Here is a 14,921-nt window from a genome sequence, read left to right as displayed (position 1 = left end):
ACCGCGCCCTGCACCGCGCGGTCAGTCTCTCGATTGGAGCCAAGACCATGAACAGACTGGAAGGAAAAAGCGCCCTGATCACCGGCGCCGCGCGCGGTATCGGCAAGGCCTTCGCCCAGGCCTACCTGCGGGAAGGCGCGACGGTGGCCATCGCCGACATCAATATAGAAAGAGCTCGCGAAACGGCTGAGGAGCTGGGCGAGCGCGCCTACGCCCTGGCCATGGACGTCACCGACCAGGCGTCCATCGACACGGCCATCGCCCAGGTGGTCGCTACCGCCGGCAAGCTCGACATCCTGGTCAACAATGCCGCCCTGTTCGACCTGGCACCCATCGTCGAGATCTCGCGGGAAAGCTATGACCGACTGTTCGCCATCAATGTGGCTGGGCCGCTGTTCACCCTGCAGGCCGCTGCCCGGCAGATGATCGCCCAGGGGCATGGGGGCAGGATCATCAACATGGCCAGTCAGGCCGGGCGCCGTGGCGAAGCCCTGGTCGCCGTCTATTGCGCGACCAAGGCCGCGGTGATCAGCCTGACCCAGTCGGCCGGCCTCGACCTCATCAAGTACCGCATCAACGTCAATGCCATCGCCCCGGGCGTGGTCGATGGCGAGCATTGGGAAGGTGTGGATGCCCTCTTCGCCCATTACGAGCAACGGCCGCTGGGCGAGAAGAAGCGCCTGGTCGGCGAAGCCGTACCCTATGGCCGCATGGGAACCGCCGAGGACCTGGTCGGCATGGCGCTGTTCCTGGCGTCCAGTGACAGCGATTTCGTGGTCGCCCAGACCTACAACGTCGACGGCGGCAACTGGATGAGCTGACCGGCGCGCGGTCAGCTCAGGTCGTGCAATTCCTTGACGATCGCCGGCCCGATCTGCAGGTCGGCAAAGCTGACCTCCAGGCCCTCGCGCTGCGGCGAGCAGCAATAGGGCCCGACCTGCAGCGCTGCGCCCTCTTCGCTCGCGAACCGGCACAGCCGCAACAGCGGCCAGGTCAGGCCATCCAGGGAATACTGGAGACGCAGCACCTGGTTGTGCAGCGTCATGCGCAGCCAGAAGCCGCGCAAGGCATCAGGCATGGGGCCGAGGGCCCAGTCGGAATGCCCCAGGGTGAGGACGCTGCCCAGATGGGCGATGCCATCGTTGACCTCGAGACCGGTCTTGCACCATTGCTCGCTGCCCTGCCGCACCATCAGGCCGGCCTGGTCGTACAGCTCGGTAAAGGTCCCGGTGATCCGCACCTGCACGGTGAAGTCCGCTCCGGCCGCATAACCCCGAAAATGCCCGCTGTCGCGCTCGAAGCCGTACTGGGTCTTCCGCCAGAAGTCCGTCTCGCGATCAGTGCTGATGTGCAGCAGGCCATCCACGTCGGACCAGCGCTTCGGCTCGTTCAGCCAGTGGGCAGGCAAGGTCTTCGCAAGGGTCATGACAGGTATCCGCGGCGGATGGGCTGCGCACACGATAGATCAAGGACGCCAGATGCGCCAAAGCCAGACGGTAAATCGTGCGTCCAAGGGCGCCATCCCCTGCCCTCTAGCGACCTTATTGCAGGCAAGAAAAAAGGGAGCCCTGAGGCTCCCCTGTTCAAGTACGTCTGCTGTCCTCTTGTTTTTGTTGTCGGACATCAACGTCATCGATCTCTAGTACGCCCCACCCAGGAGGTGGGAAGTGAACAGATTACTTTGGTTGCTCTGCAGCGTTCCAAAATGATCGGTTCGCGAGCCTTGGCCGTCTTGTTCTTGTTGTGGGCGGTTAGCGGCGCATCTTGTTGTTCTTGTGCCAGTAATAAAGCACTCGCCGTGCCAACATTCATAACTCATTGAAATTGCTAGCTTTCGTTGATTTCAGACCCACAGTGGGACAATTGTTGCGGAGGATTTCGTTACCTTTTCACTCGGTAGCGAAGGATCTGGTTACGACATCCACCCGCTCGGTAACGTCACCGGCGCTCAGCGGCTGTAAGTCGAGCGCTTGAGCGTCGCCTCGTTGTTGCGCTGGGCGACGGGCCGTTCCGGATTGTCGGTGGGCAGGTACAGCAGTCGCGTGGCCAACACTTCGCGACGCGGCTTGATGTCGGGTCGCAGCGCGCCGCGCTGGGTACGGTCGAAATCGCGCAGGTCGACGACCTGCATGCCGTCCTCGGCCGGTACCACGAAGACCGGGAGGTTGGCGTGGATCATGGCGTCATAGCGACTCTCCTCGCCGAACCAAAGCATCGCCCGGGGATGCGGAGCGATCTTCTTGTGGCGGACCAGGATGTCGTCGTCCGCCATGCGATTGAGGGCCTGGTGCTCCTGCCATTCCGGGGTGCGATCCAGGGCGATCCGCTCCCGGTCGGCGCGCGCCATGGCCAGGGTCTTGAGTTGCTCGCGCACCTTGGACACCTTGACCCGCTCTCCTCCGGCGGTATGGCCGGCCCAGGTAAAGGTTAGCTGCCGGACCGGATCGGGAAAGCCATGCACCTTGCGGATCAACTGCTTGGTATTGAAGGCCCCGCCCAGGGCCTTGCGCATGATGCGCGGCCGCGCCTCGGGCGCCAGCTCCAGCTCCAGGCGCGTCTGTTCGATCGCCGCGCTGAAGGCCGCCTTGCAGGTGTTGATGGCCAGGATCTCCTCCATCAGGGGTTCGGCCAGGGCGATATAGCCTGGCAGCCGGCTGACAGTACCCGGCGCCTGGCCGGGTTGCAGGTGGAACGCCAGCAAGGCATCGCGGGCGAGTTCCACCGCGGCGCTGCCCTCGAAGGACTCCGCCGCGATGTGGTCAGGTACCCGCTGCTGCGCCAGCAAAGGCAGCCGCCAGACCCGGGCGGCGATCACCTTGCCGGGCCAGCGCTCATTGAAGGTTGCGATGCTCCGCTTGAGGTCTTCGAACGCGCTCTTGATGTCTTCGTGCATAGCCAACTCCAGCCTGATATCTACCAGATTGTAGCATTTGCGCGAACTTAACCCCTCTCATTGATTACTGGGCGATGGAGTATCCTAAACCTAAGTATCTATATAGGGGTGGTATTAATCTATACGGACTGTAGCTTCTGGGTGAACTGCGGTCGGCCGTCCTGATCTCTCAGGGTGACCTGCAGCTCAGCGGTCTTGCCGTCGATCTCGACTTCGCCAAAGAACTGAAAGCCGCCCAGGGGCGAGGTATTGGCATGGGGCGGTGCCTTCTGGAACACCACTTCGGGGCCGAAGGTCGCATCCAGGGGATTGGGTCCGAAGCTGCCCGCATTGAGCGGCCCTGCCACGAATTCCCAGAAGGGCTGGAAATCCTGGAACGCCGCCCGGTCCGGGTGATAGTGATGCGCGGCGCAGTAGTGCACGTCCGCGGTGAGCCAGACGGTATTGCGGATCCCCTGCCTCGCGATGAAGCGCAACAGGTCGGCCGTTTCCAGTTCGCGCCCCTTGGGGGCGCCCGGATCACCATTGGCGATGGCTTCCCAGCGTGCCTGCCCCTGCGCATCCTTGCCGTCCGGGACCTGCAGTCCGATGGGCATATCGGCCGCGATGACCTTCCAGGTTGCCGTGGACGCCTGCAGCTCCTTCTTCAACCAGTCGAGCTGCTCCTGACCGAGGAAGGCGCCCTGACCGCCCTCCTCATCCCCCAGGTTGCTGTCATTGCCGGCGCGATAGCTGCGCATGTCCAGCACGAAAACATCCAGCAAGGGGCCATAGGCGATGCGGCGGTAGATGCGCCCTGCCCCGTCGGCCGAGACGCCGCGCATGGGCGCGTATTCCAGGAAGGCCTGGCGAGCGCGACCGCTCAGGATGTTGATGTCCTTGACCTGGTAGCGATCGTCCAGCGTCTTGCTCGGCGACCAGTTGTTGGTGGTCTCGTGGTCGTCCCATTGCCATACCTGCGGTACTTCGGCATTGAATCGTTTCAGATGGTCATCCATCAGGTTGTAGCGATAGTTGCCGCGGAATTCGTCCAGGGTCTCCGCCACCTTGCTCTTGGCCTCGGTGGTGATGTTGCGCCAGATGCGCCCTTCTTCCACCGTCAGCTGTGCCGGCACCGGGCCGTCCGCATAGATGGTATCGCCGCTGTGCAGGAAGAAGTCCGGTCGCCGTTCGCGCATGGCGTTGTAGATGCGCATGCCGCCGATATCGGGGTTGATGCCAAAGCCCTGCCCCACGGTGTCGCCGCCCCAGACGAAACGGATATCGCCACGCTGGCTCGGCGCCGAGCGCAGGTGACCGGCGACGGCGTCGCTGAGCGCACCACTGTCCACGTCCTCGAAGCGGACACGGTAGAAGATGTGCTGATCGGCAGGCAATCCGGCAAGGTCGATACGCGCCGTGTAGTCCTGTGCGGCCGTGGTGACGGCACCGGCGACCTTGCGTGGTGAGCGAAAGCTCTCCTGGGTATCCCATTCCACCAGCAGGCGAGCTGGTCGGTCCGTGCGACTCCAGATCAGCGCGCGGCCGTCGGTGACATCCCCGGCCTGGATACCGTCGGGTATCGCTGGACGTCCGGCCGGCGCGGCCCAGGTTCTTTGGCCCAGGGCCGGCAACAGGAGCGACGCGCCCAGGCCTTGCAGGACGCGACGACGATCAGGACGGAAGAGGGACATGGCAAAGGCCTCTGCTGGAAAACCGCTAGCACTACCCCGCCTTGATGACCCGTTCATGACACCAGGGGTTTCAGGTAAAACTGGGCCACCCTATAGGGGTGGTATTAACCAACGGACACTTTGGCCTGGCTCACCGAAATGGCATCATGGCGCCCCTGTTACGAACCGCCGTCACGGCCGTCGCGAAGTTGCTTGGAGCCTCCATGTCCGCCAGACCCTTTATCACCGTCACCCCGCCCAACGTCGCGCTGCACGGACGGATCGCCCCGCCCGGTTCCAAGTCCATCACCAATCGGGCGCTGCTCCTGGCTGCGCTGGCCAAGGGCACCAGTCGCCTGACCGGCGCCCTCAAGAGCGATGACACCCGGCACATGTCCGAGGCGCTGCGGCAGATGGGTGTCACCGTCGACGAGCCGGACGCCACCACCTTCGTGGTGACCAGCTCCGGGCGCCTGCAGCAGCCGGCCCAGCCGCTGTTCCTCGGCAACGCCGGCACGGCGGTCCGCTTCCTCACCGCTGCGGTGGCCACCGTCGATGGCGCCGTGACCCTGACCGGCGATGCCTACATGCAAAAGCGCCCCATCGGTCCCCTGTTGGAAACCCTGAGGGCCAATGGCATCCAGGTGGACGCCCCGACCGGCTGCCCGCCGGTGACCGTCACCGGCCAGGGACGCCTCACCGCTCGCCGCTTCGAGGTGGACGCCGGTCTCTCCAGCCAGTACGTCTCCGCCCTGCTGATGCTGGCCGCGCTCGGTAGCGAACCGGTGGACGTCGCCCTGCGCGGCAGCGACATCGGCGCCCGTGGTTATGTCGACCTGACCGTCGAGGCGATGCGCGCCTTCGGTGCCCAGGTCGAGCAGCTGGACGCCGCCACCTGGCGAGTCGCCCCGACCGGCTATGTCGCCCGGGACTACTTCATCGAGCCGGACGCCTCCGCCGCCACCTATCTATGGGCAGCCCAGGCCCTGACCGGCGGCGCCATCGACCTGGGCGTGGCCGACGACGCCTTCACCCAGCCCGATGCCAAGGCCCACGACCACATCGCCGCCTTTCCCCGGCTGGCGGCGGTCATCGACGGCTCGCAGATGCAGGATGCCATCCCTACCCTCGCCGTGCTGGCGGCCTTCAACGAGACACCGGTGCGCTTCGTCGGCCTGGCCAACCTGCGGGTCAAGGAATGCGACCGGGTAGCGGCGCTGCACGACGGCCTCAACGCCATTCGCCCCGGCCTTGCCCGCGTCGAGGGTGACGATCTGCTGGTGGCCGCGGACCCTGCCCTGGCCGGTACCCGGACCGATGCCGTGATCGAGACCCACGCCGACCACCGGATCGCCATGTGCTTCGCCCTGGCGGGCCTGAAAGTGACGGGTATCCGCATTCTGGACCCCGAATGCGTCGGCAAGACCTATCCTGAGTACTGGAATGCCCTGCGCAGTTTGAACGTCCAGCTGAGCGAGGGTATCGAAGCCTAGGAACCGCTAGCCACACGCCCGCTCGCTGAATGGAATCCCCGCATGTCGATCTCTCTGCTCGAACAGCAGGCGCTTCTGCAGTTGACCTCCCACGCCCTGGTCATCACCGACCACCACGGGTGCATCGAGCGCTGGAATCGGGGTGCCGAACTGCTGTGTGGCTGGCCGGCCAGCGAAGCCCGCGGTCAGCGCCTGACCGACCTGCTGGCGGCTGGTCGGGACGCTCCCTTCATGACCACCGCCCAGCATCAGGCGCTGGTCGATGAGCATGGCCAGGGCGCCGGCTGGATCACGGTCCAGGGCGGTACGCCGCGCTGGGTGGAGATCGCCACCACCGCCCTGAGGGACGCCGACGCCGTACTCGGCTTCGTGCACGTGCTGCAGGACCGCACCGAACAGCTGATGGCGGAAGAGCGGGTACGCCTGGCCCAGGACGTCGGTCGTGTGGGTACCTTCGAATTGCTGCCCGGAGAGGCACGATTGCTGGTGTCCTCGGGGTTCTGCCAGCTGTGGGGACTGCCGGTCAGCCGCAGCTATTCCCTGGACGAACTGGTCCGCCAGCTGCATCCCGACGATGTCGCCAGCCTGCGGACCCTGACCGCGGCGCTGGACGACGACGCCCTCGACTATCTCGAATACCGCATCCGCCGGGCCGACACCGGGGAGGAACGCTGGCTCGGTCGACGCGGCCAGCTGATGACCAGCCAGGGCAGCGACCGCTACCTGGGCGTGTGCTACGACATCACCGAGCGCAAGCTCAACGAAGCCGCCATCACCGAGCGCGATCTCTGGTTGCAGGAGCTGTATCACGGCATGCGCGAGGGCTTCTACATGGCCCAGGCGATCCGCGATGCCAATGGCCGGATGGAGGACTTCCGTTTCCTGGAGGTCAATCCCGTCTTCGCCACCCTCACCGGCATTCCCCTGGATCAGGTCCTGGGGCGGACGCTGCGCGAGTCCCTGCCGCAGCTGGAAGCCGACCTGCTGCCCGCCTATGTCGACTTCATGAACGGCGATGCCGAATTCACCCAGTTCGACATCCTGCTGCACCTGCAGCACGAACACTGGTACGAGGTGCGCGCCCACAAGCTGCCGGGCGACCGTTTCGCGGTACTGTTCATCGACATCAGTGGCCACCGGCGCCAGGCCCAGGAGCTGGCCCGCAACGAGGCGCAGCTGCGCGCCATCATCAACTCCATCGACCAGATGGTCTGGGCCACCCGCCCAGATGGCCACCACTTCTATTTCAACAACCGCTGGTACGAATTCACCGGGGTGCCGGAAGGCTCAACGGAAGGCGAAGGCTGGGCCAACGTCTTCCATCCCGACGACCAGGAGCGCACCTGGAAGGTCTGGCACCACAGCCTCAGCACCGGCGAGCCCTACCATATCGAATACCGCCTGCGGCACCGCTCCGGGCGTTACCGCTGGGTGCTCGGTCGCGCCCAGCCGGTGCGCGACGCCAAGGGCCGTATCGAGCAGTGGTTCGGCACCTGCACCGACATCCAGAGCATCGTCGACGCCCGGGAAGTGCTCACCCGCTCGCGCCAGGAGCTGGAACAGCAGATCGAGCTGCGCACCCGCGAGCGTGACCGGATGTGGCGTATCAGCCATGACCTCATGGTGATCTGCCGCCCCGATGGCGAGGTGAAGACGGTGAACAGCGCCGCCACCCGCCTGCTGGGACGACGCGAAACCGACCTGGCGACCGTCCAGCTCACCGAACTGATCCATCCGGATGACCAGCGCCAGGTCTTCGATACCCTGCGCTGCCTGGGCCGCCAGCAGGGCTCGGCGAATCTCAGGGCCCGCTTGCGCGGTCGCGATGGCAGCTATCGCATCCTCGACTGGACCGCCAGTGCAGAGGACGAGCTCATCTACGCGGTAGGGCGCGACGTCACCGAACAGCAGGAGCTGCAGGAGCAACTGCGCCAGGCGCAGAAGATGGAAGCGGTGGGCCAGCTCACCGGGGGCATCGCCCACGACTTCAACAACCTGCTGACCGGCATCATGGGCAGCCTCGACATGCTGCAGCGGCACCAGAAGGCCGGCCGTCAGGACAAGTTCGACCAGTATCTGCATTCGGCGCTGACCTCGGCCCAGCGCGCGGCCGCCCTCACCCAGCGCCTGCTGGCCTTTTCCCGACGCCAGGCGCTGGATCTGCAGCCCATCCATGTCAATGACAGTGTGCGTTCCATGGAGGAGCTGTTGCTGCGCAGCCTGCGCGGCGACATCGCCCTGGTCCTCGACCTGGACAGCCACGTCTGGCAGGCGCTGACCGATGCGCACCAGCTGGAAAGCGCCCTGCTCAACCTGGTCATCAACGCCCGCGATGCCCTGCCTCATGGCGGCACCATCCGCATCGAGACCCGCAATGTCTATCTGACCGACAGCGGCAACGGCCTGGATGCCGTGAGCGCCGGTGACTATGTGGCGCTGCTGGTGGCGGACGATGGCACCGGGATGCCGCCCGAAGTCATGGCCCGCGCCTTCGATCCCTTCTTCACCACCAAGCCCATCGGTCAGGGGACCGGCCTGGGGCTGTCGATGATCTACGGCTACGCCAAGCAGTCCAAGGGTCATGTCCGACTCGACTCCCTGCCCGGCAAGGGCACGACCGTCGGCCTCTACCTGCCGCGCTACCTGGGCGCCGATGTCGAGGCGCCGCGGCTGATGTCGCCCACCGTCACACCCCAGGGCGCGGGCAAGACCGTGCTGGTGGTGGAAGACGAACCCGTGGTCCGGCAGATGGTGGTGGATCTGCTGCGGGAGCTGGGCTACGCGACCCTGCAGGCCGAAGATGCGCGCGGCGCCCTGCCGCTGCTGGAAAGCGGACGGCCCATCGACCTGCTGCTGTCCGACGTCGGCCTGCCAGGCATGAACGGCCGCCAGTTGGCCGAGATCGCGCGGCAGCGGCGACCCGGTCTCAAGGTACTGTTCGCCACCGGCTATGCCGAGGGCGCGCACCTGGACGGCTATCTCGATCCCGGCATGACCCTGATCACCAAGCCCTTCAACCTCGACGCCCTGGCCGCACGGGTCGGCGAAACCCTGGCGACCATCAGCGCTGCCGTTGCTGGCCCGCCAGACGCCGATAATTGAGCGGGCTCTGTCCGGTGCCACGGCGAAAGAAACGCGCGAAGTAGGCCGGATCGGCGAAGCCGAGGGCATCGGCGATCTCGCCCACCGACGCCTGGGTGTAGCTCAGGGTACGGCGTGCTTCCAGCAGCAGGCGCTGGTGCACGATGGCCAGCGCCGAGGCGCCGGCCAGCTGCCGACAGAGGCCGTTGAGGTGTACCCCTGAAATGCCGAGCGCCGTCGCATAGCGACCCAGACTCCAGTGCTCGCGATAATGCTGCTCGACCAGTGCCAGGAAACGACCCAGGTGCTGTTCGGCACGGCGCGGCAAGGCTTCCCCCCGCTCATGTCGATGTTGCCGCACCAGCCAGATCGCCAGGCTGTCGAGCAGTGCTTCGAGCACTATCTCGCGACCCGGTTTGTGCCCCTCGTACTCACCGACCAGCTGGCCGATCAACTGATCGATCCAGAGGGCATCCGGCCCGGCCAGGTCCAGGCACTCGGCGGCGAGGAACAACCCCTGCCCAGCTCTCTGGCAGCGCTGCTTCAACCGCTCCACCTGGGGTACCGGCAGGGTGATGACGAAACCCTCGACCGCCGGATCGAATTCGAAGGCATGGACGCACAGCACCGGCAGCACCACCAGCAGCGGTCCGCTTCTTTCCCCCTGCCAGTCTTCCAGCTGCAGCCGCACTCCCCCTGTGCGCACATAGAGCAGTTGCGCGAGATCCGCATGGCGATGGGTCGCGATATGCCAGGCATGCAGCCGACTGCGACTCTCGATGGTCTCGCAGTGCAGCAGATCCGGCGCCGGCCAGGCCTGGGCCTCGCCATACAGCTTGAAGATGGGTGGAAAGGCGTTGGTCATCGTCAGTCCCTGGGCGATAGCCGCACGAATCATCGAAAAGTACCAGAAAGTATCGGAAAGGTCGCTGCCGATACCGGCGAAAACCGTCCAAAAATACCGGAGCCCCATAACAAGACGGCGATCACGCCGGACAAGAGGACAGACTCCATGCGTACCCAAGTCGTCATCATCGGCGCGGGCCCCTCCGGGCTGCTGCTGGGCCAACTGCTCACCCGCTCGGGTATCGACAACGTCATCGTCGAGCGCCAGAGCGCCGACCACGTACTCAGCCGCATCCGCGCCGGCGTGCTCGAACAGGGCACGGTCGATCTGCTGCGCCAGGCCGGCGTCGCCGAGCGGCTGGAGCAGGAAGGCCAGGTACACGAGGGCGTCGAATTCGCCATCCATGGCCAGCGCGAGCGACTGGACCTGAACGATCTCCTCGGCGGGCGCTGCGTCACCGTCTATGGCCAGACCGAGGTGACCCGCGACCTGATGGCCGCCCGCGAGGCCAGTGGCGCCCCTACCCTCTACCAGGCCAGCGACGTCGAGCCCCACGAGCTCAAGGGCGAGCGCCCCCATGTCACCTGCCAGGTCGAAGGTGAGACCCTGCGCATCGACTGCGACTACATCGCCGGTTGCGACGGCTTCCATGGCGTCTCGCGCCGCAGCATCCCGGACGGTGTGCTCACTGAATACGAGCGGGTCTATCCCTTCGGCTGGCTGGGTTTGCTGAGCGATACCCCGCCCGCCGCCGACGAACTCATCTACGTCAACCACCCCCGCGGCTTCGCCCTGTGCAGCATGAGATCGGCGACCCGCAGTCGTTATTACCTGCAGGTGGCAGCCGGGGACGCGGTGGAGAACTGGTCGGACGAGCGCTTCTGGGAAGAACTCAAGGCGCGCCTGCCGGCCGAGACGGCGGCCCAGCTGGTGACCGGTCCGTCCCTGGAAAAGAGCATCGCCCCGCTGCGCAGCTATGTGGTCGAGCCCATGCAGTACGGCCGACTGTTCCTGGTCGGCGATGCCGCCCATATCGTCCCGCCCACCGGCGCCAAGGGGCTGAACCTCGCCCTGGGCGACGTGCGCAATCTGCACCTGCTGCTGGAGCAGGCCTATCGCAGCGGCGATGCCGGCTGCCTCGAACGCTATTCGACGCTCTGCCTGAAACGCATCTGGGCGGCGGTGCGCTTCTCCTGGTGGATGACCACCGCCCTGCACCGCTTTCCGGATACCGATGCCTTCACTCAGCGGGTGCAGGACGCCGAACTCCAGGCGCTGCTCGATTCCAGAGCGGGTCGTACGACCCTCGCGGAAAACTACGTCGGACTGCCCTTCCCCGCACTGGACTGACCGGGAACGGCGACAGGTGGTGACGGCCGCGCGTCTGATGCATGATGGCGCCCCCGTTCCACCTGGCGCCCTACCCCATGCTCGAATTCGCCCTGGACCCCATGACCCTGACGCTGCTGGCCGGGGTCGCCTTCCTCGCCGGTTACATCGACGCCATCGCCGGCGGCGGTGGCCTGCTCACGGTGCCGGCCCTGCTGATGGCTGGTGTTCCGCCCCACCTGGCGATCGGCACCAACAAGCTCAGCTCCACCTTTGGCAGCGCCACCGCCGCCTATACCTTCTATCGACGCAAGCTGTTCCATCCCCGTCAGTGGCGACATGCCCTGGTGGCGACCGCCATCGGTGCGGGGCTCGGCGCCCTGGTCGCCCACCATCTCTCCGCGGACTTCCTCAACCAGCTGCTGCCGGTCGTGGTGTTCAGCTGCGCCCTCTATCTGCTGTTCGGCGGCACACCCAAGGCGCCGGTGCTCAGCGATGCGCCCGTGCCGCAGCGGCGCCAATGGCCGCAGGGCCTGGCGCTGGGTGCCTACGACGGCCTGTTCGGACCGGGCACGGGCGCCTTCTGGACGGTCAGCAGCCTGCTGCTTTACCCCCTGGACCTGCTCAAGGCCAGTGGCGTGGCCCGCACCATGAATTTCGTCAGCAACGGCGTCGCCCTGGTGATGTTCATCGCCCTGGGGCAGGTGCTCTGGGTACTGGGGCTGACCATGGGCCTGTCGCTGACCCTGGGTGCCTATCTGGGCGCGCGCAGCGCCATCGCCGGGGGCGCCAAGTTCATCCGCCCGGTGTTCATCTGCGTCGTGCTGGCGTTGACCGTCAAGCTAATCTGGCAGCACTGGTTCAGCGCCGCCTAGCCGCTCCACGCGATAGCGATCGATCAGAAAGCGCGAGATGGAAAAGGCCGGCGGCAGCGTCGGCAACTCGCGCAGGTGGAACCAGCGGGCGTCTTCGATTTCGTCCGGCTGGCAACGGATGTCGCCAGCCAGGTAATCGACGTGGTAGCCGAGCATCAGGGAATGCGGATAAGGCCAGTTCTGGCTGCCCTGGTAGCGCAGGTTGGCTACCGAAACGCCCACCTCTTCCATGATCTCCCGGTGCACGCAGGCCTCCGCGGACTCGCCAGGCTCGACGAAGCCCGCCAGGGTGCTGAAGACGCCAGGCGCGAAACGAGGCGACCGCGCCAGCAGCACCTCATCACCGCGCGTGACCAGGGCGATCATGCTGGGCGACAACCGTGGATACTGGGTGAGCTGGCAATTCGGGCACCTGAGGCCGCGCTGGCCATCGAGGGCGAAGGTACGGGTACCGCACTGCCCGCAGAAGCGATGCTGCCGCGCCCAGGTCCCGATCTGATTGGCATAGCCCAGCAACTTGAACAGCGTATGGGGCGATTGCAGCATCAGCGGCCGCAAGGGCTGCCAGACGCAGCCGTCGATGTCCTGAGGCGCATCCAGTTCGAGCAGCGTGACCGGCTGTGCCTGCCACTGCCCCAACCCATGGCGCTCCCCCTCGAAGCCCTGGACGCGCGGGTCATCCAGGGCGAAGAGCACATCGGTACCCGAGGTCAGAAACGCCTGGCCGCTGTGGACGACCAGCCAGCCACCGGAGGGTTGGGCGGTCTGGAACCAGCCAGGCTGCCAGACACTCATGCCGCAGCCGAGGTCCAGCCCAGGGCGCGAATGCTTTGCGCCGCGATATCGAGAATCTCCGGGGTGCCGTCCTGGCTCTCGGTACCACCGCTCTCGACGAAGAACTCGATGCTGCTGAGCGCATCCGCCAGCACCTCGAGGGTCGCCGACTCGCAGGCCTGGCCGCCTTCGATCAGGCAGCGCTGGATGTAACCGGTGCAGGCCCGCACCAGTTCGGCCGCACGGGGATTCCCCAGGAAGAACAAGGCACCGCGAACGGTATCCAGCAGCGCCGGCACGGTGGCCAGATGCAGGGTATCACCACGGGAATCGAGGAAGGCGCCAATGGCGCGCTTGGCGTCGGTCAGGCCCTTGTAGGCCTCCCGGTGCAGCAGCGCCTGGGCTTCGCCCAGCTGATAGTTGGCGACGCTGACCTGGACGCCCTCGGCTTCCAGCGGCACGTCGATCAGCGAGCCCTGCCCTTCGGGCTGGCCCAGTAGGCTTTCCACCAGCAGCAGCGCATCGGCCAGGGGCGCGAGGTCCTCCAGCACGACCGTCCTGTCGCGGAACTGGGAGATGTTCGGCAGGCACTGCTGCAGCACCTGACCGGCGTTCTCCTGCCCGACCATTTCCAGGGTCTTGCCCAACAGGCCGACCTGGACATACAGCCGGGAAAAATTATCGGAGCGCGGCAGACGATTCTGCTCGGCGCCCGTGCGCAGCTCGGCCTCGATGAGGTCGATCAGGTCCTTGACCGTCTCCACCTCTTCGCGGATCGCCGCGGACAGCGAATGCATCACGGCATGGCCGGGACCGGCGAGACGCTTCTTGCCGGCTTCGAGCTGGGCATCGGTGAAACCGAGTCGCTCGAAGCCGTAGGCGTTCATGACCTCTTGCGGATGGGCGCCTTCGACACCGGCCAGCGCCAACAGGTAGAGCAGCTCCTTGAGGGTGCTGCGGGCCGGCTCGTGCAGCTCGTTACCCAGCATCTGGCGCAATTCGCGATCGACCCGGGCGAACAGTTGCTTGCGTTCACGGGTGGCCGTCAGGCGGCCCTGGGCGAAGCCCTCGACCGTGGCCGCGGCGACCCACGGCAAGTAGCCGCCGACATGATCGTGCAGCAGCGCCGCGGAGCGCTCCAGCGCCCTCGCCATCAGCCTGAGACTGGCCACGCCATTGACGTCGCGCAGGAAACCCAGCAGGCCGACCTGATACATCTGGCGCATCCGGCGCGCCTGGGCCTGACGCTCGCGCACGCCAAGGCTGGTGGTCTCGCTGATCAGGGGACGCTGATCGAGGCGGACACTGAAGAAATAGCTTTCCGGGAGTTCGGGTTCGCCGCCGGCCAGCCGCAGGGCGTTGATCGCCGGCAGCAGCAGCTCGGGCATCTCGTCCTGACCGCTACGCAGCTGTTCGAGATAGCGGCGCAGCACGTGCAGCCCACGACAGATCGCCATGAGGTGCTCGTCGTGTTCGGCACCGGCGCCGGCAGGGATGTCGTTGGCAATCTGCAACGTCTGATGGGCGAGCAACTGGGCGCCGGTCAGCTCGATCAGCGTCAGGGCGCCACGAATCTGGCCGATGCTCTCGACCGCGCGCTGCAACAGGCTGCTGCAGTGCCGCTCGACGATGAATCGTTCAAGATGGGATTCAGCTTCCTCGATGGTCGCGAACAGCTGTTCGCGGACCAAGCTCAAAGCTCTTGCTCCGGTCACCATGGTGCCTTACGCCTCCTGCGCCATTACAACCTCGCCAACGCCATTTTAATACGGGAAGAAAGGCTTGCTATTCCAACTGGAGCCTAGGTACCTGCGTCTTCCTGACCGGGCCACACTAATCATTCCAGGCGGACGGGGATTCGACCTCTCGCCACACCAGGGAACCTTGCTCTGGAACGCTAGACCTGTAAATCCACAAAAGCGAAGCGATAATTCCGAATCGTCATATGATTTTGAGGAACAAATAAAGTTCCGCTCA

The 14,921-nt window shown here is 65.6% G+C and carries 11 protein-coding genes; 5 read left to right on the top strand and 6 right to left on the bottom strand.

Going from position 1 to position 14,921, the window contains the following annotated elements:
- The first annotated feature begins 47 nt into the window (after positions 1 to 47).
- Positions 48 to 821 carry an L-iditol 2-dehydrogenase gene (locus tag FHR73_RS06010; protein ID WP_183629999.1) on the top strand — a complete coding sequence of 258 codons (774 nt, stop codon included), beginning with the start codon at positions 48 to 50 and terminating at the stop codon, positions 819 to 821.
- Between the two features lie 11 nt (positions 822 to 832).
- Here the strand turns inward: FHR73_RS06010 and FHR73_RS06005 are convergent, their stop codons facing one another.
- The 3 genes from FHR73_RS06005 to FHR73_RS05995 form a co-directional block, all read right to left on the bottom strand.
- Positions 833 to 1,426 carry a DUF1349 domain-containing protein gene (locus tag FHR73_RS06005; RefSeq protein WP_183629998.1) on the bottom strand — a complete coding sequence of 198 codons (594 nt, stop codon included), beginning with the start codon at positions 1,424 to 1,426 and terminating at the stop codon, positions 833 to 835.
- Between the two features lie 522 nt (positions 1,427 to 1,948).
- Positions 1,949 to 2,893 (bottom strand): DNA replication terminus site-binding protein, encoded by a 945-nt coding sequence (locus FHR73_RS06000; protein ID WP_183629997.1) that lies wholly within the window; start codon positions 2,891 to 2,893, stop codon positions 1,949 to 1,951.
- A gap of 119 nt (positions 2,894 to 3,012) precedes the next feature.
- Complete coding sequence (locus FHR73_RS05995) at positions 3,013 to 4,566, bottom strand: alkaline phosphatase (protein ID WP_183629996.1); 1,554 nt, start codon at positions 4,564 to 4,566, stop codon at positions 3,013 to 3,015.
- Between the two features lie 203 nt (positions 4,567 to 4,769).
- Between FHR73_RS05995 and FHR73_RS05990 the strand changes: the two genes are divergently transcribed.
- The gene (locus FHR73_RS05990) at positions 4,770 to 6,038 is read left to right on the top strand and encodes a 3-phosphoshikimate 1-carboxyvinyltransferase (RefSeq protein ID WP_183629995.1); all 1,269 of its coding nucleotides are present in this window, start codon (positions 4,770 to 4,772) and stop codon (positions 6,036 to 6,038) included.
- Positions 6,039 to 6,080: 42 nt separating this feature from the next.
- Entirely contained in the window at positions 6,081 to 9,140 is a 3,060-nt protein-coding gene (locus FHR73_RS05985) for a hybrid sensor histidine kinase/response regulator (protein ID WP_183629994.1), read from the top strand.
- Here FHR73_RS05985 and FHR73_RS05980 read toward each other — a convergent pair.
- Positions 9,100 to 10,017 carry a helix-turn-helix domain-containing protein gene (locus FHR73_RS05980; RefSeq protein ID WP_260175600.1) on the bottom strand — a complete coding sequence of 306 codons (918 nt, stop codon included), beginning with the start codon at positions 10,015 to 10,017 and terminating at the stop codon, positions 9,100 to 9,102. The genes FHR73_RS05985 and FHR73_RS05980 overlap by 41 nt on opposite strands.
- A gap of 114 nt (positions 10,018 to 10,131) precedes the next feature.
- Between FHR73_RS05980 and pobA the strand changes: the two genes are divergently transcribed.
- Together pobA and FHR73_RS05970 are read left to right on the top strand one after the other, a co-directional pair.
- Positions 10,132 to 11,316: a 4-hydroxybenzoate 3-monooxygenase gene (gene pobA, locus FHR73_RS05975; RefSeq protein WP_183629993.1), complete on the top strand. Its 1,185-nt coding sequence runs from the start codon at positions 10,132 to 10,134 to the stop codon at positions 11,314 to 11,316.
- 77 nt (positions 11,317 to 11,393) lie between these two features.
- Positions 11,394 to 12,170, top strand: a complete 777-nt coding sequence (locus tag FHR73_RS05970; protein ID WP_183630208.1) for a TSUP family transporter — start codon at positions 11,394 to 11,396, stop codon at positions 12,168 to 12,170.
- Here the strand turns inward: FHR73_RS05970 and nudC are convergent.
- Both nudC and FHR73_RS05960 read right to left on the bottom strand, forming a co-directional pair.
- The gene (nudC, locus tag FHR73_RS05965) at positions 12,138 to 12,965 is read right to left on the bottom strand and encodes an NAD(+) diphosphatase (RefSeq protein ID WP_183629992.1); all 828 of its coding nucleotides are present in this window, start codon (positions 12,963 to 12,965) and stop codon (positions 12,138 to 12,140) included. The genes FHR73_RS05970 and nudC overlap by 33 nt on opposite strands.
- A complete protein-coding gene (locus tag FHR73_RS05960) occupies positions 12,962 to 14,641 on the bottom strand; it encodes a ferrous iron transporter B (protein ID WP_252977123.1) in 1,680 nt (559 codons plus the stop codon). The genes nudC and FHR73_RS05960 overlap by 4 nt, the downstream gene beginning before the upstream one ends.
- Between the last annotated feature and the right edge of the window lie 280 nt (positions 14,642 to 14,921).

It is taken from the genome of Pseudomonas sp. AS2.8, assembly GCF_014190935.1.
Taxonomy (GTDB): domain Bacteria; phylum Pseudomonadota; class Gammaproteobacteria; order Pseudomonadales; family Pseudomonadaceae; genus Chryseomonas.
Note: the sequence above shows the minus strand (reverse complement) of the source record. Positions and strands in the feature narration are given on the sequence as shown.

Bases quoted from the DNA above. Each gene is read 5' to 3' on its own strand.
- FHR73_RS06010 (WP_183629999.1), top strand. From the start codon at position 48: ATGAACAGACTGGAAGGAAAAAGCGCCCTGATCACCGGCGCCGCGCGC.
- FHR73_RS06005 (WP_183629998.1), bottom strand. From the start codon at position 1,426: ATGACCCTTGCGAAGACCTTGCCTGCCCACTGGCTGAACGAGCCGAAG.
- FHR73_RS06000 (WP_183629997.1), bottom strand. From the start codon at position 2,893: ATGCACGAAGACATCAAGAGCGCGTTCGAAGACCTCAAGCGGAGCATC.
- FHR73_RS05995 (WP_183629996.1), bottom strand. From the start codon at position 4,566: ATGTCCCTCTTCCGTCCTGATCGTCGTCGCGTCCTGCAAGGCCTGGGC.
- FHR73_RS05990 (WP_183629995.1), top strand. From the start codon at position 4,770: ATGTCCGCCAGACCCTTTATCACCGTCACCCCGCCCAACGTCGCGCTG.
- FHR73_RS05985 (WP_183629994.1), top strand. From the start codon at position 6,081: ATGTCGATCTCTCTGCTCGAACAGCAGGCGCTTCTGCAGTTGACCTCC.
- FHR73_RS05980 (WP_260175600.1), bottom strand. From the start codon at position 10,017: ATGATTCGTGCGGCTATCGCCCAGGGACTGACGATGACCAACGCCTTT.
- pobA (WP_183629993.1), top strand. From the start codon at position 10,132: ATGCGTACCCAAGTCGTCATCATCGGCGCGGGCCCCTCCGGGCTGCTG.
- FHR73_RS05970 (WP_183630208.1), top strand. From the start codon at position 11,394: ATGCTCGAATTCGCCCTGGACCCCATGACCCTGACGCTGCTGGCCGGG.
- nudC (WP_183629992.1), bottom strand. From the start codon at position 12,965: ATGAGTGTCTGGCAGCCTGGCTGGTTCCAGACCGCCCAACCCTCCGGT.